Source organism: Mesorhizobium neociceri (assembly GCF_013520985.1).
Taxonomy (GTDB): domain Bacteria; phylum Pseudomonadota; class Alphaproteobacteria; order Rhizobiales; family Rhizobiaceae; genus Mesorhizobium; species Mesorhizobium neociceri.
In genome coordinates, this window is sequence record NZ_JACDTY010000007.1 from 124326 (window position 1) to 146648 (window position 22323).

Genomic DNA, 22323 nt, shown 5'->3' on the forward strand with positions numbered 1-22323 from the left:
AGACCGAGGAGATTTTCATGACCAGACATCTTTTGCCGCTCGCACTTGCCGCGGCGATCGCTTTTCCGGCGATTGCCGCTGCTGCCGATTCGCTGCCCCCGCCCCGCATCATCGTGTCGGGTGAAGGCCAGTCGACCGCGGCGCCCGACTTGGCGCTGCTGACGCTCAGCGTCATGCGCGAGGCCAAGACCGCACGCGCGGCACTCGACGCCAACAACGATGCCATGGCCGCCGTGATCGCGGCAATGAAATCGGCAGGGATCAAGGACCGTGACCTGCAGACCGCCGGCATCCAGATCAACCCGCGTTACAACTACACCAACAAGCCCGACGGCAGCCAGGAGGCCGAGCTTGTCGCCTACCAGGTGACCAACACGCTCTCCGTGCGCATCCGCGACATCGACAAGACCGGCGAGATTCTCGACAAGGCGGTGTCGCTCGGCGTCAACCAGGGCGGCGGCATCTCGTTCTCCAACGAGGATCCGAAAACCGCCGTCACCGAGGCCCGCAAGAAGGCGGTCGCCGACGCCATGGCCAAGGCCAAGACGCTGGCCGAGGCTGCCGGCGTCAGCATCGGCCGGGTGCTGGAAATCACCGACCAGAACATCGCGCCGGCGCCGATGCCGATCAACGCCAAGGCCTTCGATGCGGCGGGCGCCGCGGTTCCTGTGCAGGCCGGCGAGAATGCCTACGCCGTGCAGGTCACCGTCACCTTCGAGCTCAAATAGGCTTATCCAAATCAGCAAGGCCCGCGGCATCATGCTGCGGCCCGAACTGGCCGGTATCTTAGTTGGCATCAAATATGAAAAACCCCGGAGGACTTGGTCCTCCGGGGTTTTTTCGAGCCGCACCTTTTCGCGCTATGGGAAAGGGGCTCCTGGCTGACCCGCGGAAGGGTCATGCCGCTACTCCGGATCGACCTTTGCAAAAGGTCGTATCCCAGACTGACCTTCGAAGAAGGTCATGTCTCCGGACTGATCTTCGCAGAAGATCATGTCCCGGGCCGACTTCCGAGGAAGTCGTGCCCTGCTTAGCGATAGATAACCGGGCAGCCGCGCTCATTGGCGAACACGACCACCACGCGATCGCCATACTGGCGGCCGGCCACCTTCACCACGCGGCGGTTGATGTCGACGATGCGGACGCGGTGCAGGCCCATACGCTCGGCCTTGTCGAGCGCGCGGTCCGGCGAGCAGCGGCGCCAATTGCGGTCACGGCGAAAGCCGTCCTCGTCGTCGCCAGTATAGACGCCGACGCGGCGATCATGGTTGTTGCCGAAGCCGAGATAGATCGAGTCTGCCTGGGCGGGCACAGCGGCTAGAGTGCCGAGAGCTACGAGACCCGAAAGGGCTGCCGTCTTGATCTGGTTGAACATTGTCTTCTCTCCTTGTTGAGGGCTTGCGCCCGTCTTCGTCGAACCGATGGGGGGAGAATGCTCCTTGCAGTCTGAACTCTTTGCGAACCGGCCGTTCATTTTGGGTTAATCTGCCGGACAGCTCGAAAGCAACCGCCCCTTCCGCCACTGCAAACGACTTGGAGCCTCAAAAACGTCCGGTCACCCAGAACGGGCGGCGGCTACATCCGTTCCAGACGCTTGAGCATGATGCCGAAAAGTGTGAAGCGGTTTTCTCGGACAAACAGCGTTTGTCCAGACATCATGCTCTATCTCTTTGAATTTAGGGCTCGTCGTCGAGCATGTAGTCGAAATAGTCGTCGGGCTCGGCAAGATCGGTCTCGCTGGCGCTAACCCGGCCACGGATCGAGATGCCGGCCTCGTGCACAGTCTCGGCACTTCCCGAAACCAGCCTGTGCCACCAGTAGAGATCGTGTCCCTCGGCAACCAGCCGGTAGGCGCAGGTTTTCGGCAACCAGCTGATGGTCCGCACATTCTGCGGCGTCAGCCCGACGCAGTCCGGCACGCGCGCCAGCCGGTTGGCATAGTCCGAACAGCGGCAGGTTTGCCCATCGAACAGCCGGCAGCCGACTGATGTCCAGTAGATTTCCCCGGTGTCTTCGTCCTCGAGTTTCGACAGGCAGCATTTGCCGCAGCCGTCGCAGAGCGATTCCCACTCGGTGGGCGTCATCGCTTCCAATGTCTTGGTTTTCCAGAACGGCGTGTCCATTATGGGCGGAGATGTGGCCCTCGCTGGCGGTGAGGTCAAGCTGTAGTGCTGCCGCAGATGCCGGCCGCACCATACGAAAAACATGAAGTTGCCTTCAAAAGGCCGGTCAATCGTCCTTCGTTGCCGATAATGTCCACAAACCGGAACCAATCCGGATGATGAAAGTTTGGGCAGGGATGGGACCCCACAAGGAGAATTTGTGATGAAACGCCAACCACGGGTACTGGCAGGTACGGCACTTGGCCTGCTGATGGCATCCGCGCCGTTGGGCGCATCCCCGCTGCAGGGCAACGCCGTTTTCGGCCCCTTGCAGCACACGGCCGCGCCATTGATCCTGGTCCAGGACGACCCTGCTGCAGATGGTCAGCAGACCGACCAGGAACTGCCGCGCAAAAAGAAACGCCAGCAGGCCGAACAGGCAGCGCCAGCCGCCGAGCAACCGGCACCGGCCGTCGAGGAACAACAGCCGCGCAAGAAGAAGCGCGACCAACAGCAGCAGGCCGAGCAGGCTCCCGCTGAACAGGCCGCTCCGGCCGAAGAGCAGCAGCCGCGCAGGAAGAAACGCAATCAACAGCAGCAGGCCGAGCAGGCTCCTGCTGAACAGGCCGCGCCGGCTGAAGAGCAGCAGCCGCGCAGGAAGAAGCGCAATCAACAGCAGCAGATCGAGGCCGCGCCAGCGGATCAGCCCGCCGAACAGGCAGCACCCGCGACCGACGAGCAGCAGCTGAAGCCGCGCAAGAAGAAGCGTGACCAGCAGCAGCAGATCCAGGCCGCACCGGCGGATCAACCGGCCGAACAGGCCGCACCGGCAACCGACGAGCAGCCGCTGAAGCCGCGCAAGAAGAAGCGCGACCAGCAGCAGATCGAAGCGGCGCCCGCCGAACAGCCGGCCCAGCAGCCTGCCGAGCAAGCAGCGCCCACCGAACAGGTAGCGCCGGCGAACGACAACAACCCGCGCAAGAAAAAGCGCAAGCAGGATCAGCAGATCGAGGCCGCACCTGCCGAACAGCCACCAGCCACCAAGGTTGCCCCTGCCGGAGAACCCGTGCCGCAGGCCGAGCCGGTTCAGCCCCCGGCCGATCAGCAGGCCGCGCCCGCCGAAGGTGAACAGCCTAAGGACCAGGCCAAGAAGCATGGCAAGAAACCTGTTGGCGAACAGCCGGTGACGGGCGAACAGCAGCCGGCGACCGGTGAACAACAGCCCGCGACAGGTGAGCAACAGCCCGCCAATGCCGAGCAGCCGGCGCAGGGCGAAAAGCCGGCGCAGGGCGAAGCCACGGCCAATCCCGACGAAGCACCCATTCTGGACAGCCAGAAGGACGCCAGGCGCAAACATCGCAAGGACCAAGGCGGCCAGGACGGCAACAACCAGAATGGCAGTGACCAGAATGCGGGCGGCCAGACGGGCGAGCAGCCCGCGCAGGGCGGCACCGAGGCGCAGAACCCTAAGCCGGCTCCGGTCGATCAGGGACCGCCGCCCACCGACGACAAGTCGGCCCAGCAGGCAATCCAGCCTGAAAAGATCGCCCCGGTGACCGAGGAAAAGGGCAAGCGCATCGAACAGGCGCCCGACATTGTCGATGTTCGCCGTCGTCCACGTCCGCAAGGCACCAACGTGCTGAGGGAGTTCGGCGACCGCGTCATCCTGCAGTTCAACAACCAGACGATCGTCGAAAGCAGTGACGCCCCGCGCATGCACCGCGGCGCCAGGAATGTCTATTACGAGGATCTGTCGGGCGGTCGCACCCGGGAAATCGTCGAGCGTGACAATGGCGTCCAGATCATCACCATCCGCAACCGCTATGGCGACGTTATCCAGCGTTCGCGCATCACGCAGGATGGGCGCGAATATGTGCTGAGCTATGTCGACGAGCGGCACTATGACGACGATGGTGACTGGCGCGATCCCGGCGACGATCTGCCGCCGATGCGGCTCACCATTCCGCGCGAGGACTACATCCTGGACTCCGAGGATGTCGAGGACCCGGACGACTACTACACCTTCCTCGAACAGCCTCCGGTGGAGCGCGTCCAGCGTCTCTACTCTATCGACGAGGTCAAGCGTTCGGCCCGCGTGCGCGACATCGCCCGCCGCGTCGATCTTGATACGCTGAACTTCGAGTTCGGTTCGGCCTCGATCTCCGATACCGAGGTACAGAAGCTCGACGGCGTCGCCAACGCCATGGAGAAGCTGTTGAAGAAGAACCCGGCGGAGACCTTCCTGATCGAGGGCCATACCGATGCCGTCGGCACGCCGGAAGCGAACCTCGCTCTGTCCGACCGGCGCGCCGAAGCGGTTGCGGAGGCACTCACCAATGCCTTCGGTATCCCGCCGGAGAACCTGACGACACAGGGCTATGGCGAGCAGTATCTCAAGGTCGACACGTCGGGTCCCAACCGTGAGAACCGCCGCGTCGCCATCCGCCGCATCACCTCGCTGGTGGCGCCGGTGGCAAGCAACAATTGATCTGCTTTTCCAGAGGCTTAATGGGGCTTCTAGAATCAGATCAGCAAGAAAGACCCATCCCGGCGAACCGGGATGGGCGGCCCTACGAACGCCACATCCCGTTCAACAACAATTGTAGCGACATTAGCGCCGGCTCATTGAATCACGGGGCGGCAAACCCCAGATTCAGGGCTGGGCGTTCCCTGCCCCGTCCCGACTCCAGCGGGACGTATTGAGCCCCGCCGGCCCTCCCGGCGGGGTTTTTTTGCGTCGCAATGAACGCGACGCGCTTTGGCCTTGTGCCTATACCGGATGATGGCCTGGCCAAGGGCAAGAAGGGCGAAGAGTGATCAGACCCTTCTCCCCGTTCACGGGGAGGTAAGTCACGGTCCGCATAGCGGGCGAAAAGCCAATTGCTTGGCTTTTCGAACGACGAACGCCGGCAGGCGGATGAGAGGCAGCGCCGACAGCAGGTGATATCAGCTAGTAGATGCTTTTGACGTTCGTCGTCGAATTGGCAAACACTTCGTCCGGCACGAAGAAGTCGCCGGCCAGCGGCCCGGTCGCACCCGGCGCGTAGACCGAGAAATCCGTGACGCCCTCGGCGCGCAACACCTCTTCGTCGATGTAGAAATTGCCTGATGTCTCGCGCGACGGCCGCAGGAAGATGGCATGCGCGGCATCGGCCATGATATCGGGCAAACGGCTCATCGCCGCCACCGTCGCGCCACCCAAGAGGTTGCGCACCGCCGCCGTGTCGATGGTCGAGATCGGCCACAGCGAATTGACGCCGATGCCGTCCTTGGCGAACTCGGCGCTCATCCCCAGCGTGCACATCGACATGCCGAACTTGGCCATGGTGTAGGCGACGTGGTTCTTGAACCATTTGGCCTTCATGTCGAGCGGCGGCGCCAGATTCAAGATGTGAGGATTACTTGCCAACTTCAGGTGCGGAATGCACATTTTCGACACCAGGAAAGTGCCGCGCGTGTTGATCTGATGCATCAGATCGTAGCGCTTCATGTCGGTCTCCAGCGTGCCGGTGAGCTGGATGGCGCTGGCATTGTTGATGCAGATGTCGATGCCGCCGAACTTTTCCACGGTTCTAGCGACGGCCTCGGCAACCTGCGCCTCCTCGCGAATGTCGCACAAAACAGGCAGCGCCTTGCCGCCGGCCTGCTCGATCTCTTCGGCAGCCGAATAGATCGTGCCCGGCAGCCTCGGGTGCGGCTCGGCGGTCTTGGCCGCGATCGTCACATTGGCGCCGTCGCGCGCCGCTCGCAGCGCGATCGCCAGCCCAATGCCGCGCGACCCACCGGAGATGAACAGCGTCTTACCCTTGAGCGACATGTCTTGGCACCTCCCTTGCAACATCACAGGCGCGAACCTTTGCGCGGCGGCAATGTAGTGCGCAAGGTCCCAAGGCATGCAAAGCTGATTACGTTGCGTAGGGTTGGAACGATGGCGGGCCGGATTAGGTCTGCTGAGATTCAGGTCAGGCCGAGCCGAAAATGGTGGCTTCCGAGAACCGGAGCGGAGCGTACTTAAGTACGGAAGCGCAGGAAGGCGCCATTTGCAGGCCGGCCTCACCTGAATATCGGCAGAGTCTAAACCAGCACCAGGCCCTGCCGCATCGCAATCGCAATCGCGTCGGTGCGGTTTGCGGCGCCGAGCTTGATCAGGATCGCGGCGACATGGAACTTTGCCGTGTGCACGGAAATGTTGAGCCGCCGCGCGATCACCTTGTTGGGCGCACCTTCGGCCAGCAGCGCCAGCACTTCGGCCTCGCGCGGCGACAGCGCCGGGCGAGGCCGGTTGTCGTCGGCCGCTTCGTCGTCCGGCAGCTCGCCGTGGAAATCGCCATGCGCGGCGGCCTCTGACGGCCCTATCTGGGTGATGCGATAGCCGGCCGCCGCCAGCCGTGCCGCGGCGGCAATCAGCAAGGCGTCCGCCGAGGCCGGCAGGACGGCAAGCACATTGCCGGCCGCCTGGCCCGCGTGTCGGGAGAGCAGCACACGGGGTGTGGCCGGGCCAACGGCCAAACTGTCTAGCTCGTCGACCACGGCCACATCAACCGGCTGAGCGCTTCCGGCCATGACCGGCAGCAGATCATCGCTTGCCGCGAGTGCATCGGCCAGCTGTTCGGCACGCATGGCATCGCCGAGCGCGACCAGCACCGTCAGCCGGTGGGCTGCCGGCTCTGTTCTCGCCATCGTCAGCGTTACGCTCTGCGCCATCAGCCCTCTCAGCTTAGCGGCTTCTCGCCAACGGTCAGTGCAACATCACGCTGCTCACCGCCGCGTACGACACCCAGCGTCACCGACACACCCGCGCTATCCGGCCCAAGCTTGCGGATCAGCTCGCGTGGTCCGTGTACGGCCTCGCCGTTCCACGCCACGATGATGTCGCCCAGAGCAAGGCCGGCGGCCTTGGCCGGGCCATTGTCGTCGAGGCTCATCACCATGGCGCCACGCGCCGCGCCATCGCGGATCGGGTGCAGGCCGGCGCCGAGATAGCCGCGCGCGACATGGCCTTTTTCGCGCAGAGTCGCAACGGCCCGTTCGATCGTCTCATAGGGCATGACCAGCGCACGCCCACGCGGCCCGAACAACAGCATGCCGATCAGCCCACCCTTGGCGTCGAGCACCGGACCGCCCTCGAAACGACCGCCGGCATTGACGGCAAGATTGATGCGCCGGTCGATGGTGCCGCCGCGCATCGAACGCCAGGCAGGACCGACCTCACCGACCGAGCCCGACACGGCCAGCGCCGAGCCCTGGCTGCTGCCGATGGCAATGGCCAGATTGCCGGGTCGCACGGCGTCAGCCTTGGCAAGCGTCGCGGCGCTGACAGCACCCGCCGGCTTCAGAAGTGCTACGCCCGTCGAGGGATCGCGGCCGAGCAGTTCGCTCTTTCCCGTCTCGCCCGAAGCAAACGTCAATTCGATCTCTTCGCCGGCCTCGACGGCTTCCTCGGCCGTGATGAAATAGCCATCACGCCAGTGGAAGGCGCTGACCGTGCGATGGTGATGGGTGGCGAAACTTGCTGTCGCCGGTGCAGCCGCAGCGGCAATGTCGGCGATGGCGTCGGAAAAGGCGCTCAGATTGAAGTCGCTCATTTTGGTCTCCTGGGTTTCTTGCATGTCCCAGATATCGCTCGACAGCAGGCTCGCAGATACTCGCCTGACGGCTAGTTCATGGTTTCACTGGCCATCTGGTCAGGTCGCGGCGGTTCCGGCCGCTCCGCACATATAGTCACGATCAAGCCTGAAAACACGGAGCCCACCGATGGCCCTCGCCGCCGCCAATTTTCAACCGGACGACACACTGCTCGACGCCTATTCGACGACGGTAGCCGACGCTGTCGACCGCATCGGCCCCGCCGTCTGCCGCATCGAGCGCATTGGCGGCCAGGGCGGCCACGGCTCCGGCTTCGTCATCGCGCAGGACGGCTTGGTCGTCACCAACTTCCATGTTGTCGGCGACGCCAAAACGGTGCGCGTCTCGATGCCCGACGGCGCCTTCAGCGAAGGCCGCGTTCTCGGCCGCGACCCCGACACCGATATCGCGCTGGTGCGCGCCGACGGCAGCTTTGCCGATGTCGCGCCGCTCGGCGATTCCAAGCGGCTGCGGCGCGGCCAGATCGCGATCGCCATCGGCAACCCGCTCGGCTTCGAATGGACAGTCACCTCCGGTGTCGTCTCCGCGCTCGGCCGCTCGATGCGCGCCTCGACCGGCCGGCTGATCGACGACGTCATCCAGACCGATGCGGCACTCAATCCCGGCAATTCCGGTGGGCCGCTGGTGTCGTCGGCCGGCGAGGTCATCGGCGTCAACACCGCCATGATCCATGGTGCGCAAGGCATCGCTTTCGCGGTTGCCTCCAACACCGCCAATTTCGTCATTTCGGAAATCATCCGCTTCGGCCGCGTGCGCCGCGCCTTCATCGGCATCTCCGCCGACACCACCAATCTGCCGCGCCGTGCGGCGCTTCTGTCGCAGGTTTCGACGAACACCGCGGTGCGGCTGCGTAGCGTCGAGAAAAATGGTCCGGCGGCGAAGGCCGGCCTGAAGGAGGGCGACATCATCGCGGCAATAGACGGCCGCCCGATCACCGGCGTCGACGACCTCGTGCGCGTGCTCGACGCTGATCGCATCGGCCGCGAGACTTTGTGCACCGTGGTGCGCCGCACCGGCGTCAGCCAGGTGACGGTGACACCGGTGGCAAGGGCCAGCTGAGGCCTATCGCTGCTTGAGCACCCGCCCGAGCAGCGACACCAGCAATCGCGCCAAGTCGCCGGTCGGGTCGAGGTCTGGATCGAAAATCGTCACGTCCATGCCGATGCAGCGCTTGCCCGCTGCCAGCGCCGACAGGATGGCGACGAGATCGTCCGGATCGATGCCAGGGCTGCCGGGTGAATCCACCGCCGGCATCACCGTCTGATCGAGCACGTCGACATCGAGATGCAGCCAGTAGGGACAATCGGCGCGCGTCAGTGTGGCTCTTGTCTTTTGCGACACTCCGCCAACGCCAAGTTCCTGCGCGGCAAAGACATCGATGCGCGTGATGGCGGTCGCATTGATGTCGGGCCAGGCAAAATCCGCATCGCGGCTCTCGCGTTCGCCGATCTGCACCACCGCCTCATCGGCGACGAGCGGACCGGCTATACCGGGCCATTGCGTCAACAAAGGCTCACCGCGTCCGGTGGCAAGCGCCAGATCCATGCCGGCGGCCGAGCCGAGTGCAGCGTCGACGTCGTAATTGCCGGGGTGGCGGAAATCGCTGTGGCCATCGACATGGACCAGCGCGACCGCGCCCGAGCGCCGCGCCGCCACCAGTGCGCCAAGCAGGATTGAGCAGTCGCCGCCGATGATTAGTGGGAGCTCGCCTTGCCCAAGCGCACCGGCGACGATCTCGGCAAGGTCCAGGTTGAAGCGACGGATCGCCGGACCATTACGCAGCCTTGTGCCCGGTTGCGCCTCGGTGCTGTAAGCGGGTCGATCGAGGTCAACCACCCGCCCCGGCGCGAGCACCTCGATGAGGCCGGCTTCGCTCAGCGCCTGCGGCGCCCGCCAGGTGCCGGGCACATGCCCCGGGTGCAGCGGTCGGAGACCGAGATTGGAAGGCGCACGAATAAGGCAGATATCACGCATGCGGCAGGACCAGCTTCAACGTCACCAGCATAGACTGCGTGTCGTGACACCGGCCACAGCGCCCGGAGCCGCTGCCGACATTTGCTGCCATCATTCAGCCCCGCCCGCCGCGCCCTCCGCAAACTGCGCCAGAAACTCCTCGCTGGGCGGGATCGGCTTGATCACATCGATCAGCACGCCATTGGGATCCCTGGTGATGAAGTGGCGCTGGCCGAAGGGTTCGTCGCGCAGCGAACGCAGGATCGGCAGGCCGGCCGCAACGATCCGTTCATAGACCGCGTCCGGGTCCCTCACCTCGAAATTGATCAGCAGGCCAGACGTTCGGCCGCGCCCCTCCTCCGGGATGGTCTCGTGGTCGCCCTGGACGATGCCGAGATTGACGCGCCTGTCCTCGGCCGACTGTAGATGCACATACCAGTCGCTCGCAAACAGCGGCTTGAAGCGGAAGTGATTGATATAGAAGGTTTTCGTGCCGGCTACGTCCCCCGTCATCAGCACCGGATAATAACTCGTCGTCTTCATCTTTCTTTCGCCCGTCAACTAACATACAGTCTGTATGTAAATTGAACTAACATACAGGCTGCATGTATGCAACGAGAAATCGCCCGCCGTTCAAACCGCGATCGCACCGAAGCGACGCGCGCCGACCTGATCGCTGCGGCGCGCAAACTGTTCATCGAAAAATCCTATGCCGAGACCGGCACACCGGAGATTGTTGCGACCGCCGGCGTCACCCGCGGCGCGCTCTATCACCACTTCGCCGACAAGCAGGCGCTGTTTGCCGCGGTGGTCGAGCAGGAGGCGGCCGCGGTGGCGCAAGAGATCGATCGCGCCTCGCCGCCTTCGCTGTTTGCCCGCGACGCGCTGATTGCCGGATCGGATGCCTATCTCACCGCCATGCGCGCGCCCGGCCGCACACGGCTGTTGCTGCTCGACGGACCGGCCGTGCTCGGCCGCGCCGCCATGGACGCCATCGATGACCGCCACGGCAACCGTTCGCTGCGCGAGGGTCTGGTCGCGGCGATGCGCGAGCAATCGATGATGAGACTGCCGCTGGACGCACTCACCGCCTTACTTGCTTCCGCCTTCGACCGCGCGGCGCTCGCCGTCGAGGCCGGCGCCTCGGCCGAAGACTATCGCGCCGTGCTCATGGCGCTGATCGACGGACTGTCTCCGGCTCCTCCTCGGGTACCAGGCCCGGCTCGAACTCGTTGAAACAGCCGAGCTGGCTTTTGAACTGGTCGATCAGCCAGGCAGCCGCCGGTTTTGGACTGCGGTCGACGCGGTGCATGGCATAGAGCGGCCCCTTCACCTCCTTGAACGGTTCGAGGTCGAGCTCGACCAGCCTGCCGCTCGCCAGATCGTCGGCGATCAGCCAGCGCGGCAGCCCGCCCCAGCCCAACCCCGCGCGCATCAGCACATGCTTGGTGCGCATATCGGTCAGCCGCCAGGTGCGGTAGGCAAAGACGCTATAGTCACGTCCCTTGGTGCGCTCGGACTGGTCGGAGACGACCAGCTGGATGTGTTCGCGCACATCCTCGAGCGCCACCGGCTTCGGCAGCAGCGCCAGCGGGTGGTTGGCTGCTGCCGCCGGCACCATCGACATGAAGCCTATGTTCACCAGGTGCACGTCGACCTCGCCCAGCAGCCCGCCAAAGCCAAGATCGGCCTGTCCGTTGAAGACAAGGTCGGGGATCAGGCCGAGTGTGCCGATATGCAGGCGAAGCATCACCGTCGGAAACTGCGCCTCGAACGCTTTCAGCACCCGCACCAGTACCGGCGCCGGCAGCGCCGCATCGAGCGCCAGCGCGAGCTCCGCCTCCAGTCCCTGATGGTGGCTGTCGACGCGCGAGCGGATGCGCTGCAGCACGCCGACCATGCGCCGCGCATCCTCCAGCATCGCCCGGCCGATCTCTGTCAGCTGCGGTTCGCGCGTGCCCTCGCGCTCGAACAGCTTCAGGCCAAGCTGGGCCTCGAGATTGGCGATGCCGTAGCTGATGACGGACTGCGCCCGGTTGAGCTTGCGCCCGGCGGCGGAGAAACTGCCGGTGTCGGCCACCGCCACCAGGATCTGCAATTGGTCGAGCGTCGGATTGGGTTGCATGGCATATCTACTTTATGGATGGATCATATAGAAAATATACCAGTTTTTTGAATGGATCGATAGGCCCATATCAAGCGGGACAATTCAATTCCCACTGGAGAGAACCGCTATGTCCATCCTTCTTGTAACTTCGAGCCCGCGTGGCGCCGCTTCGCACTCGACCCGCATCGCCACCGAATTCGCGCAAAAGCTTGTCGCCGCCGATCCGTCGGCCGAGCTTGTCGTGCGCGACCTCGTCGCCAACCCGCTGCCGCATATCGACGCCGACTATTCCACCGGCATCTACACACCCGTTGAAGCCCGCACCGCGCGCCAGACTGAAGTCGTTGGCGTCTCCGATGTCGCGCTTGACGAGCTGTTCGCCGCCGACACCGTGATCCTGGCCACCGGCTTCATCAACTTTAACATCTCCTCGACGCTGAAGTCGTGGGTCGACCACATTGCCCGTTCCGGCAAGAGCTTCTCTTATGGTGAGGGCGGCCCCAAGGGCCTCGTCACCGGCAAGAAGGTCTATATCGTGCTCGCCTCCGGCGGCATCTATTCCGAAGGTGCGGCCGTGCAGATGGACCACGCTGTTCCCTACCTGCGCTCGGTGCTCGGCTTCCTCGGTATGACCGACGTCGAAGTCATCCGCATCGAAGGCGTCGGCATGGGCGCCGATGCCGTGACAGCCGCGCTGGCCAAGGCGACGGCCAAGGTCGACGCCGTGGTTGCAGCGACCGCCAGCCAGCAGATCGCAGTGGCGGCGTAAAGCGCCGGCGCTCATCCACGTGAAATGAAAAAGGCAGGCGCCTCGGCGCCTGCCTTTTTCTTGTCGAGCGGCGCTACAGGATTGCCGTGCAACGCCATTGGTTATTCGGCCTGTCTGCGTTATCGGTCGCTGATGTTTCTGTCCGTCGCCACAACGCACCGCCCGGCCACCGATCTCGGCTTCTTGCTGCACAAGCATCCCGATCGGCTGCATGAGACTGAACTGTCCTTCGGCAAGGCCTGGCTATTCTATCCGGAGGCGACAGAGGAACGGTGCGAGGCCGCACTGCTGCTTGACGTCGACCCGATAGGCCTCGTGCGAGGCAAGGGTCAGGCCGAGGGCTTGCTGGACCAGTATGTAAACGACCGGCCTTATGCGGCATCGTCCTTCCTGTCCGTGGCGTTGAACAAGGCGCTGCGGACCGCGATGACCGGCATATCAAAGGAGCGCCAGCAACTGGCCGACAGCGACCTGCCGCTGGAGGCCGTGGTGATTCCGCTGCCGTTGCGGGGCGGTGAGGGTCTGGTTCGAGACCTGTTCGAACCCCTGGGATGGGCCGTCGACCTGACGCCGATCGAAACGATCGGATCCGGCGCGGGAGGCCCCCGATACGGTCATCTGAGGCTGACTGGCACCGGCCGGCTAAGCAGCCTGCTCAACCACCTCTATGTCCTGATCCCGGTGATGGACGACGCCAAGCACTATTGGGTTGGCGAGGCCGAGATCGACAAGCTGCTGTCCAAGGGTGAAGGCTGGCTGGAGAACCATCCCGCCAAAGACCTGATCATACGCCGCTATCTGCGCAATCGCGGCGCCCTGGCTCGCATCGCTCTGGAGCGGCTGGCACCCGAGACAGCCAACGAGGCCCTGCCGACCGAAGCAAGGGTCGCGGCTGAGGAAGCACTGGAGGCACCCATCCGGCTGAACGACCTGCGCGTGGACGCTGTGGTGCAAGCCATTCGGGCGACGGGCGGGACCAGTATTGCAGATCTGGGATGCGGCGAAGGCAAGCTGCTCTATCGGCTTGTGCGCGAAAAATGGGTCCACAGGCTCTTCGGACTCGACCCCGCTATTCGTGAACTGGAATGGGCTGCCAAGCGTCTCAAGCTGAACGAGTTCGGCGGGCCGCCCGAAGGCCGGGTCACGCTGCTGCATGGATCGCTGACATATCGCGACAGCCGATGGGCTGAAGCTGACGTCGCCGTGTTGGTCGAGGTCATTGAGCATCTCGATGAAGACAGACTGCCCTTGATCGAGCGTGTTGTCTTCGGCGAGACGGCGCCCAAATCCGTCATCGTGACTACGCCGAACGCTGACTACAACGCCTTGTTCCCCAATCTGGCCACTGGCGCTTTTCGCCATCCGGATCACCGTTTCGAATGGGGCCGGGTTCGGTTTGAAGCCTGGGCGGCCAGGATCGGTGAGACCTATGGCTATAGCGCTGCCTTCAGCGGCATCGGGGCCGTGGACCCCGTGCTCGGCGCACCGACGCAGATGGCGGTGTTCACCCGATGAGAGAGCCCGACAAGACCGACCTCACCATCGCCGACTTCGCTCTCGTCGTGCTGATCGGCTCGACCGGTTCGGGCAAGTCGACTTTCGCCGCCAGGCACTTCCTGCCGACCGAAATCATCTCTTCGGATCGCTGCCGCGCGCTCGTCAGCGACAACGAGACCGATCAGGATGTCTCGGCCGACGCCTTCGATCTTGCGCGCGAGATTGCCGGCAAACGGCTGAAGCACCGCAAGCTGGCCGTCATCGACGCCACCAATGTGCGAGCCGCGGACCGTAAGGCTTGGGTCGAACTGGCGCGCAAGTGGCACGCTTTGCCGGTCGCCGTGGTCATCGATCCGGGCGTCGATGTCTGCGTCGCGCGCAACGCGCTGCGAGCCGACCGTCCCTTCGGCGCCGGCGTGGCCCAGCGCATGACGACCGAAATCCGCAAGGGTCTCGGCGGCCTGCAACGCGAAGGTTTCCGTCAGGTCTGGAAGCTTACCAGCGAGGCTAGTATCGACGCGGCCAAGGTCTCGCGCCAGCCCTTGTGGACCGACAAGCGCGATGACCATGGTCCGTTCGACATCATAGGCGACGTCCACGGCTGCGCCGATGAACTTCAGGCCCTGCTCGCTCAACTCGGTTACAGCGTCGCCTGGTCCGAGGATCATGGCGAACGAACCGTCACTGTGACACCGTCGGAGGGCCGCAAGATCGTCTTTGTCGGCGACCTCGTCGATCGCGGCCCCAACGTGCCCGACGCCTTGCGCATCGCCATGAGCATGGTCGCGGCCGGGACCGCCTACTGCGTCCAAGCGTCGAAGCGGCGGGCCTGTGGCAGGAGCTGAACAGCGACTGGCTGCTGCTGGACGCCGAGATAATGCCCTGGTCTGCCAAGGCTGGCAGCCTGATTGAAAGCCAGTATGCCCCGGTGGCAACGTCCGCGGCAGCCGGGTTACGGGTCAGCCGCGAGGCCCTGGCTCGTGCCATGGCACGCGGCGTCGATGCGGCCGCACTGAGCGCCCGGCTGGACGATCGGGCCGCGCGCGCAACTGGGTATGCCAGCGCCTGGGCGCCTTACGTCTGGCCGGTGTCTGGTATAGACGATCTGAAAGTCGCGCCGTTCCACCTGCTCGCCAGCGAGGGACGGGTCTGGTTCGACCAGGACCACGTATGGCACATGTCGCTTGCCGACCGCCTGGCTGCCAGCGATGGCGTGGTCACACGCACACAATGGCGAACGGTTGATACAGCCGACACCAACGCATGTGCAGCGGCCATCGACTGGTGGGAAGCCCTAACCGGGTCAGGTGGCGAAGGCTTGGTGGTAAAACCGCGCGACTTCGTCAGCCGGGGCAAGAAGGGACTTATCCAACCGGCACTCAAGGTGCGCGGCCGGGAATATCTGCGCATCATCTATGGCCCTGAATATGACGCGCCGGACAATCTCGTCCGTTTGAGGGAACGGGGCCTGGGTGGAAAGCGCAATCTGGCGCTCAGAGAGTTCGCCCTCGGTCATGAGGCGCTGAAGCGGTTCGTCGACAGGCAGCCGCTACGGCGTGTGCACGAATGTGTTTTCGGCGTCCTGGCGCTGGAGAGCGAGCCAATCGATCCAAGGCTGTAATTCATCCGAAGATTTTCTCGCCCTGCTCGTCACTTGGATGTCCCTCTTGATTGAGATGTCGACAGCGTTGTCGAGCCCGGCGAAAAGGTCGGCGCGGATGAAGTGGTGCTCCTCAATCACGCCGCCACATCAAGCGCCCTTTGCCTCGTCCTGCGGCAGTTCGGACAATGGCGGCAGCACCACCGCAGGATGACGATCCTCGCGCAGGATAAGGCCAAGGCTGTAATCCAGCGCCAGCTTCATGGCCCCTAGCGCGGTTCCGCCGTCTTCCAGCGTGCTTACCGCGATCCGTGTTGGCCAGGCCAACTCGCCGGCGACACGTTCGATCTCGGCGGTCATCAGCGCGTTGCGGCCAACACCGCCGCCAAGAACGATCAGACCGGGATCCAGCACGCCGATGCAGCCGGCGGCCAGCCGGCCGATATCGGCGGCGTGCCGGGAGACAGCTTCGCCGGCCGCAGACGATCCGGCCAACGCCAGCGCGAACAGCTCCTTGGCCGATTGCGGCGGCGTCCCCTCTTCCACTGGCCAAGCCTGCCTGCAACGCTCGACGAGGGCCCTGGAGCCAAGATAATGCTCCAGCCCTTCACGAGAGGGCACTTCGGCAGGCGACCACGGAAACGGCATGCGGCCAACTTCACCGGCAGCGCCGCCGGCGCCGCGAAACAGCCTGCTTTCATTGATGAAGCCGAGGCCGACGCGTACACCGACCTGCAGGAAGGCAAAGGTCTGGTGGCCCTGCGCGGCACCGAAATGCATCTCGCTGATAGCGGCGCAATTGACGTTGTTTTCAAGAATGATCGGCACGTCAACATGGCGGCGAAGCGCGCGAAGCACAGCGTCGGGGCCGTTCGCCTGGCCATTGCCGAGGCGACTGTCGGACACGATGCGCGGCACCGCGACCGCAATACTGCGCAGGGTCCGGAAATTCTTGCCGACCTTCGCCGGGATCGATTTCGCCACGGACAGGATCACGGCTCCGATCTCGTCGGTGGGCGCCACTTCGGCAATGCTCTCCTCGGCCGTCGCCAAGGGCTGGGCGTCCATCGAATAGGCAACGGCGCGCACTTGCGCCGCGCCGACATCGATGCCGATCACATATCCGGCGCCGGGGCCGACACCGTAAATGGTTGCCGTGCGCCCGATGGCGCCGCGTTCCGACCCACGCGACGCCACGAGGCCAAGTGCACTCAATTCGGAAACGGCGGCCGACATGGTCGGTTTCGACAGGTCGAGCATCGAGCCGAGTTTCGGCCGGGTCACCGGCCCCTGCGAGGCCAGCACGCGAAGAACGGCGCGGGCGCTTTCAGTCAGGTTGGGGATTTCCGATGGAGCCATGTGCTGCGTTCAATTCCCGCCCTGAACATCCCGTAGACGTCCGCCCTGGCATGCCAGCTTTGCATGCCGCGAATCAAATGCGGCGCCCATCATTGTGGGACGTTTCGGCAAATTCCGCGAATGCAGCCGGCCGCGGCGAGCGCGCCTGGCAATTCACACCTCGGTCGGCGACCACGGCTTCAGCTTGGTATCGGTCTGCCGGTAGCGGAAAACGATGTCGGTCAGGCCGGCGGCGTCCTGCATGTCGCCGACGACAAGCTGGATGACGATGATCTCCAGAATGGCATCGGCAATCGCATTGCCGAGCCCCGGGATGGAAATCACCACCAGCCTGTCGTCGGAGGCGACGTCGGCGCGCCGCGTCACCAGCACCGAGGGACAGCCGAAACCGGCGACATCCCTAGCGATCTTCACCTCGCGGCCATCACCGATGCAAATGAGTCCGGTCGCCGCATCCTGCGATTCCATCGGTCCGTGCAGGTAGTTGAGCGTGTCCCATCCGGATGCCGGCACTCGAACGGCTTCACGGATCAGCATCACTGCCTCGCCGGCATTGGCGAAACTGACACCGGCGCCGACGATGTCGATGGACGTCCTGCCCTGCAGTAGCCGCGCCGCATCCCCGGCAGCCTGTTTTGCCTTGGAAAGCACAGTGGCGACCGCCGCCGGCAAACGTGTCCAGTCGAAGCTGTTGCCGGCAAGCCTGTCGGCAAGCATGCCAAGCGCGAGCAATGTCCCGGTATAGCCGGTCGAGCTGGCGCCATTGTCGGCGCCTGACTCCGTGGCCAGAACCGCGCCGGTCAGATCAGCCAGTGGATTGTCACTGCCACGGCAGACCGCCAGGCGAGGCGACGCCGAGGCCTCGCGCATGACGTCGGAAATTTCGCGGCTCTGCCCGGAGGCCGACAGCGCGATAAAGGCATCGCCGGCCGCATCGGTCCGGCCATAGAGATCGGTTGGCGTATAGGCGAAAGCCCTGATGCCGGAGGCGCGCAGATAAAGCGCGCCGGCAAGCGCAGCCTGATAACTGGCGCCAATACCGGCAAGCCCAATCGTCTTGCCGGCAAAAGCCCCGAAATCGAGGCTATCGAGCGATCCGGCCACCGAGCGCCGGCCAATCTCGAGACTTTCGGTCTGGCGCGCCACCGCCTGGCGGTAGCCGATACGCTTCATCATTCAGACCGCTCCAATTTGCGAGGATAGTCCTTGGCCGGCGAGCAGCCGCCTCGCCAGAGCAACCGCGCCAAGCACCGGCGGCTCACGCAGCAGCAGCACGTGGCTCGACGGCGACACTTTTGCCATGGCCTCGACGAACGCGGTCATCAACATCGGCTGCTCCGAGATGACACCGCCACCGGCCACGACGAGGGCCGGGTTGGCGCCGCGTTCGATCAAGAGTTCGACCAGTGCGGCGAGCCCTGCCCCGCCTTCCCTAATGACGCGGATCGCCAGCGCCGAGCCGGCGTTCGCCGCATCGAACACGGCATTGGCATAGCGGCCCCAGACCGCCGCACCGCGCGTTTCGTTGAGCAGGATGCCAAGCTTGGTCTGGTCGTCGGTATCGAGCTCGCGCATCAGCGCGGCAATCAGCGGGTCGCCCTCCTCACCCCGGTCGAAGCTGTGACGGATCGCCTTGGCGGCCTCGCGCACCAATGACGGCGCACTGCCCTCGTCGCCGAGGATCCAGCCCCATCCGCCGGCAGCAAGCATCTTGCCGTCGGCGGTGCGCGCCACCGCGATGGAGCCGGTGCCGGAGACGACACCGATGCCGTCGACATAGCCGGCGGCAGGCACCATCAGTTCAGCATCGTTGACCACCTGCACCGCGCCGCCGGTCCTGGTTGCCAGCAGCGCCTGAAAACGCAGGCATTGTTCGCCCGTGTCGCAGCCATGCGCGCCGACCGCCAGGGCAGCGGGCGCGACGCCCCCGCACAATCCGGCGACGATGCCGGCCAGCGTCGTGGCATCGGTCTCCATCTGACGGACGCGCCAGCTCTCGGTCACCAGCACCTCGTCGGCGATCACGCGATCGCCCTCGCACACCATGATACGCGTCTTGGTGCCGCCAATATCCACGCCCGCAATGATTTCCTGGGTCACCAACATCCACCGCACAAGCCGGACGAAGCGGGCTGCCGCGTCCAATTCACTTTAGTTAGGAAACTTTACAAACTATCTTTCCAGACGGCAAGAACTATGATTTGATAATCGTCGTAAAAAGCGCATCAAGCGCGATTGGGAGATTGCAACATGAGCAGGAGAAGGATTGGCCTGGCCCTCGCGGCCGCGTCTTTCGCATGGGGGCTAGCGGCCAGCGCGGCGCATGCCACCGACATCTCGTTCTGGACCTGGCGCCAGGAAGACAAGGCCGCCTACAACGAACTCTTCGCCGATTTCACCAAGGAGAACCCGGACATCCACGTGAAGTTCGAGTCGTTCCCTGATGAGAACTATCCGACCATCGTCTCGACGGCTCTGGCTGCCGGCAAGGGCGGCGACGTCATCCACACCCACGCCTATGGCTGGCTGGAGCAGTTCGTGAAGGCTGGCTATTTCGAGCCGCAGGATTTGACCACAGTGCCGTCGCTCGCCAACCAGCCCGCCGATGCGCTGGTGGCGGGCACCTACCGGGCCGACAAGAAGGTCTATTCGCTGCCCTTCGCCTCGCAGACGCTCGGCCTGTTCATCAACAAGGATGTCTTCGCGCAAGCCGGGCTGACGCCGCCTACCACCTGGGACGAGTTCATCACAGTCAGCAAGGCGCTGAAGGAGAAAGGCTTCTATCCCTTGGCCAACGGCATGGGCACCAGCTGGTTCAACGAGATGTTCGTCGCCATCTTCACCAACCCTTTCCTCGGCCAGGATTTTGTTGGCGACCTGACATCCGGCAAGACCACCTTCAAGGACCCGCGCTATGTCGCGGCGCTCGGCAAGCTGCTCGAACTGCGCGACTACATGCCTCCCGGCTTCGAAGGCATCGACTATGAAACCGCCGGCCAGCTGTTCATCACCGGCAAGGCGGCAATGCTGGCCGGCGGCAGCTTCGACATCGCTACCTACCGGACGCAGAACCCGGCCATCAACATGGACTTCATCGCCCCGCCAACGGCCAAGGCCGGCGATACGCCCCAGGTGACCAAGTTCTTCGACGGCGGTTACGCGGTCAACGCCAAGTCGGCTAACAAGGAGGCGGCGCTGAAGCTGGTCAACTGGATGGGCACCAAGGAGTTCGGCGACAAGTTCTCCGCCCTGCTCGGCAACATCTCGCCCATCAAGGGCGTCGTCATCAAGGACGAGCTGCTCGCCCACGTCGCCAAGTTGAACGAAACCGCCATGCCGCATATCAATGTCGTCTACTTCCGTTTCGAGAAGCCGACGGGATCGGAGCTGCTGCAGGGTGACATCACCAAGATGATGTCGGGTTCGATCACCCCGGACCAGTTGGCCGCCGACCTGACCGACGGCCTCGCCAAATGGTACAAGCCTTTCCAGGGCAAGTGACATGAACAACGGCCGGCGCCACACGAAAAAAGCCTTTCCGTGGCGCCGGTCACTCTGGATCGCCTCCCTGCTGGCACCGGCCCTGGTGGTGATGGTGCTGTTGGTCCTGTGGCCGCTGCTCTCGGCCTTCCGTCTTGCCTTCTATGAGTTCAACGGCTTGCAGCCGACCGGATTCATCGGCTTCGAAAATTTCCGCAAGGTGCTGTTTGAACAGCCTTATAGCGGCTGGACCTACAATGCGCTGAAGCACAACATCATCGCCTTCGTGGCGCTGATGGTGTTCGAGAACGGCACCGCTTTCCTGCTCGCCTACGCGTTGCTGAAGGCCCTGCCCGGCCATCGCATCCACCAGGTGATCGTCTTTCTCCCTGTCGTGCTCTCCGCCGTCATCGTCGGCTTCCTGTGGAAACTGTTCCTGCATCCGCTGTTCGGTCTGGTGAACCAGACGCTGGCGCTGGTCGGCATCGGCGCCATACCGTGGCTCGGCAATGAACACACCGCGCTGGGCAGCGTCCTGTTCGCCAACGTCTGGCACTGGCTCGGCTTCCCGACCCTGGTGCTGCTGGCGGGCATGCAGCGCGTCAGCAAGGAAGTGATCGAGGCCGCCCGCCTCGACGGCGCCGGCGACTATGTGCTGATGACGAAAATCATCTGGCCGCTGATTGCGCCGAGCGTCACCATCGTCACCATCCTGACCTTCATCGGCAGCTTCAACTGGTTCGAAATCCCCTATGTCATGGCCGGCCTCACCGGTTCGCCCGGCGGCGCCACCGACGTGCTCGGCCTCTATTTCTACCGCACCGCCTTCGGCTCGACGACGACAGGCATCCAAGATTTCGGCCAGGGCAGCGCGCTGGCGGTGATGATGTTCATCATTGTTGCTGGCGTCACCGCAATCGCGCTTCGCTACCTGCGCCGCCGCGAGATTGAGTTGTGAGCGCGACAGCCCACAGAGGGCAATCCGGCGAGTTGTTGAGGAACGGTGCCATCCAGCTGATGCTGGGCCTCAACGCAATCATCATGATCTACCCGCTGTTCGTCATGGTGATGTCGTCCTTCAAAACCAATGCCGAGATCTTCAGCTCGCCCTTCGCGCTGCCGGCGCACTTCTCGCTGGCCAATGCCGAGCGGGTGTGGAGCGAAACCAACTTCGTGCGCTACCTCGCCAATTCGGTCGGCATCACAGTGGCCGCGGTGGCGCTCATCCTTCTGTTCAGCACCATGGCCGCCTACGCCATTGCCCGCTACCAGTTCAGGCTGAGCGCGCTGGTGTTGATGTTTTTCCTCAGCGGCATGACCGTGCCGCTGAAGCTGGCTATCATTCCGCTGTTCATCCAGCTGGATTCGCTGGGGCTGGTCGACAGCTATGCCGGCCTGGTTCTGGTCTATGTCGCCATGGGGATTCCCTCGGCGGTGTTCATCATGACCGGCTTCCTCAGAACCTTGCCGCGCGAACTGGAAGAGTCGGCGCGCATGGACGGCGCCAGCGAATTTCGCATCATGCGCTCGATCATGCTGCCGCTGGCGCGCCCGGCTTTTGTGATCGTGGCGATCCAGAACGCCGTTCCGATCTGGAACGATTTCTTCTTCCCGCTGGTGCTGATCACGTCGGACAATCTCAAGACGCTGCCGCAGGGCCTCACCGTCTTTGTCGGCGAGTTCACCACCGACTGGGGCGTGCTGTTCACCGGCCTGACGCTTGCGGCATTGCCGATCACCCTGCTCTACACCGTGCTGTCGAAGCAGTTCATCTCGGGCATCACCCAAGGTGCGATCAAATAGGATCCTT

At 63.9% G+C, this 22323-nt stretch carries 23 protein-coding genes and 1 pseudogene; 11 read left to right on the forward strand and 13 right to left on the reverse strand.

The window, feature by feature from the left end; all coding sequences use genetic code 11:
• Positions 1 to 17 precede the first annotated feature (17 nt).
• Positions 18 to 728: an SIMPL domain-containing protein gene (locus tag H0241_RS16160; RefSeq protein WP_181058659.1), complete on the forward strand. Its 711-nt coding sequence runs from the start codon at positions 18 to 20 to the stop codon at positions 726 to 728.
• A gap of 302 nt (positions 729 to 1030) precedes the next feature.
• Here H0241_RS16160 and H0241_RS16165 read toward each other — a convergent pair whose 3' ends face one another.
• The 3 genes from H0241_RS16165 to H0241_RS35650 form a co-directional block, all read right to left on the reverse strand.
• On the reverse strand, positions 1031 to 1375 hold the full coding sequence (locus tag H0241_RS16165) for a hypothetical protein (protein WP_181058660.1): 345 nt from the start codon (positions 1373 to 1375) through the stop codon (positions 1031 to 1033).
• Positions 1376 to 1676: 301 nt separating this feature from the next.
• Positions 1677 to 2123 carry a YcgN family cysteine cluster protein gene (locus tag H0241_RS16170; protein WP_181058661.1) on the reverse strand — a complete coding sequence of 149 codons (447 nt, stop codon included), beginning with the start codon at positions 2121 to 2123 and terminating at the stop codon, positions 1677 to 1679.
• A 106-nt stretch (positions 2124 to 2229) separates the two neighbouring features.
• Entirely contained in the window at positions 2230 to 3321 is a 1092-nt protein-coding gene (locus H0241_RS35650) for a hypothetical protein (protein WP_235984306.1), read from the reverse strand.
• On the opposite strand from H0241_RS35650, the gene H0241_RS36235 reads away from it, so the two are divergent.
• Complete coding sequence (locus H0241_RS36235) at positions 3286 to 4590, forward strand: OmpA family protein (protein ID WP_328824704.1); 1305 nt, start codon at positions 3286 to 3288, stop codon at positions 4588 to 4590. The genes H0241_RS35650 and H0241_RS36235 overlap by 36 nt on opposite strands.
• Before the next feature lie 462 nt (positions 4591 to 5052).
• Here the strand turns inward: H0241_RS36235 and H0241_RS16180 are convergent, their stop codons facing one another.
• From H0241_RS16180 to H0241_RS16190, 3 genes are all read right to left on the reverse strand, one after another.
• Entirely contained in the window at positions 5053 to 5919 is an 867-nt protein-coding gene (locus H0241_RS16180) for an SDR family oxidoreductase (RefSeq protein ID WP_181058663.1), read from the reverse strand.
• Between the two features lie 257 nt (positions 5920 to 6176).
• Positions 6177 to 6806, reverse strand: coding sequence for a helix-turn-helix transcriptional regulator (locus H0241_RS16185; RefSeq protein ID WP_181058664.1), 630 nt, complete (start codon positions 6804 to 6806; stop codon positions 6177 to 6179).
• A gap of 8 nt (positions 6807 to 6814) precedes the next feature.
• Positions 6815 to 7687: a S1C family serine protease gene (locus H0241_RS16190; RefSeq protein ID WP_181058665.1), complete on the reverse strand. Its 873-nt coding sequence runs from the start codon at positions 7685 to 7687 to the stop codon at positions 6815 to 6817.
• 169 nt (positions 7688 to 7856) lie between these two features.
• Between H0241_RS16190 and H0241_RS16195 the strand changes: the two genes are divergently transcribed.
• On the forward strand, positions 7857 to 8807 hold the full coding sequence (locus H0241_RS16195) for a S1C family serine protease (protein ID WP_181058666.1): 951 nt from the start codon (positions 7857 to 7859) through the stop codon (positions 8805 to 8807).
• A 3-nt stretch (positions 8808 to 8810) separates the two neighbouring features.
• Here H0241_RS16195 and H0241_RS16200 read toward each other — a convergent pair whose 3' ends face one another.
• Together H0241_RS16200 and H0241_RS16205 are read right to left on the reverse strand one after the other, a co-directional pair.
• Positions 8811 to 9722, reverse strand: a complete 912-nt coding sequence (locus tag H0241_RS16200) for an arginase family protein (protein WP_210284948.1) — start codon at positions 9720 to 9722, stop codon at positions 8811 to 8813.
• A gap of 90 nt (positions 9723 to 9812) precedes the next feature.
• Entirely contained in the window at positions 9813 to 10244 is a 432-nt protein-coding gene (locus tag H0241_RS16205; protein ID WP_181058667.1) for a VOC family protein, read from the reverse strand.
• 66 nt (positions 10245 to 10310) lie between these two features.
• Here H0241_RS16205 and H0241_RS16210 point away from each other — a divergent pair, with 66 nt between their 5' ends.
• On the forward strand, positions 10311 to 10937 hold the full coding sequence (locus tag H0241_RS16210; RefSeq protein WP_181058668.1) for a TetR/AcrR family transcriptional regulator: 627 nt from the start codon (positions 10311 to 10313) through the stop codon (positions 10935 to 10937).
• Here H0241_RS16210 and H0241_RS16215 read toward each other — a convergent pair.
• Positions 10870 to 11826, reverse strand: coding sequence for a LysR family transcriptional regulator (locus tag H0241_RS16215; protein WP_181058669.1), 957 nt, complete (start codon positions 11824 to 11826; stop codon positions 10870 to 10872). The two genes, H0241_RS16210 and H0241_RS16215, sit on opposite strands and share 68 nt — an antisense overlap.
• 109 nt (positions 11827 to 11935) lie before the next feature.
• Between H0241_RS16215 and H0241_RS16220 the strand changes: the two genes are divergently transcribed.
• The 4 genes from H0241_RS16220 to H0241_RS35665 all read left to right on the forward strand — a co-directional run bounded on the left by H0241_RS16220 (position 11936) and on the right by H0241_RS35665 (position 15695).
• Entirely contained in the window at positions 11936 to 12577 is a 642-nt protein-coding gene (locus tag H0241_RS16220; RefSeq protein ID WP_181058670.1) for an FMN-dependent NADH-azoreductase, read from the forward strand.
• A gap of 81 nt (positions 12578 to 12658) precedes the next feature.
• The gene (locus tag H0241_RS16225; RefSeq protein WP_235984307.1) at positions 12659 to 14092 is read left to right on the forward strand and encodes a 3' terminal RNA ribose 2'-O-methyltransferase Hen1; all 1434 of its coding nucleotides are present in this window, start codon (positions 12659 to 12661) and stop codon (positions 14090 to 14092) included.
• Complete coding sequence (locus H0241_RS35660; protein ID WP_235984308.1) at positions 14089 to 14919, forward strand: AAA family ATPase; 831 nt, start codon at positions 14089 to 14091, stop codon at positions 14917 to 14919. The genes H0241_RS16225 and H0241_RS35660 overlap by 4 nt, the downstream gene beginning before the upstream one ends.
• Before the next feature lie 17 nt (positions 14920 to 14936).
• Positions 14937 to 15695 carry a hypothetical protein gene (locus H0241_RS35665; RefSeq protein WP_235984322.1) on the forward strand — a complete coding sequence of 253 codons (759 nt, stop codon included), beginning with the start codon at positions 14937 to 14939 and terminating at the stop codon, positions 15693 to 15695.
• Between the two features lies 1 nt (position 15696).
• Here H0241_RS35665 and H0241_RS16235 read toward each other — a convergent pair.
• The 4 genes and pseudogenes from H0241_RS16235 to H0241_RS16250 all read right to left on the reverse strand — a co-directional run.
• Positions 15697 to 15818 (reverse strand): annotated as a pseudogene (locus H0241_RS16235) (HlyU family transcriptional regulator); the annotation flags it as partial.
• A gap of 6 nt (positions 15819 to 15824) precedes the next feature.
• On the reverse strand, positions 15825 to 17033 hold the full coding sequence (locus H0241_RS16240) for an ROK family transcriptional regulator (RefSeq protein ID WP_181058671.1): 1209 nt from the start codon (positions 17031 to 17033) through the stop codon (positions 15825 to 15827).
• Positions 17034 to 17186: 153 nt separating this feature from the next.
• Positions 17187 to 18209, reverse strand: coding sequence for an SIS domain-containing protein (locus tag H0241_RS16245; protein ID WP_181058672.1), 1023 nt, complete (start codon positions 18207 to 18209; stop codon positions 17187 to 17189).
• Positions 18210 to 19133, reverse strand: coding sequence for a BadF/BadG/BcrA/BcrD ATPase family protein (locus tag H0241_RS16250; protein WP_328824705.1), 924 nt, complete (start codon positions 19131 to 19133; stop codon positions 18210 to 18212). It abuts the gene before it with no gap.
• A gap of 150 nt (positions 19134 to 19283) precedes the next feature.
• On the opposite strand from H0241_RS16250, the gene H0241_RS16255 reads away from it, so the two are divergent.
• The 3 genes from H0241_RS16255 to H0241_RS16265 are packed head-to-tail and all read left to right on the forward strand — an operon-like array spanning position 19284 to position 22316.
• A complete protein-coding gene (locus H0241_RS16255; RefSeq protein WP_181058673.1) occupies positions 19284 to 20534 on the forward strand; it encodes an extracellular solute-binding protein in 1251 nt (416 codons plus the stop codon).
• 1 nt (position 20535) lies between these two features.
• The gene (locus H0241_RS16260; protein ID WP_181058674.1) at positions 20536 to 21471 is read left to right on the forward strand and encodes a carbohydrate ABC transporter permease; all 936 of its coding nucleotides are present in this window, start codon (positions 20536 to 20538) and stop codon (positions 21469 to 21471) included.
• The gene (locus H0241_RS16265; RefSeq protein ID WP_181058675.1) at positions 21468 to 22316 is read left to right on the forward strand and encodes a carbohydrate ABC transporter permease; all 849 of its coding nucleotides are present in this window, start codon (positions 21468 to 21470) and stop codon (positions 22314 to 22316) included. The genes H0241_RS16260 and H0241_RS16265 overlap by 4 nt, the downstream gene beginning before the upstream one ends.
• Positions 22317 to 22323: the final 7 nt, after the last annotated feature.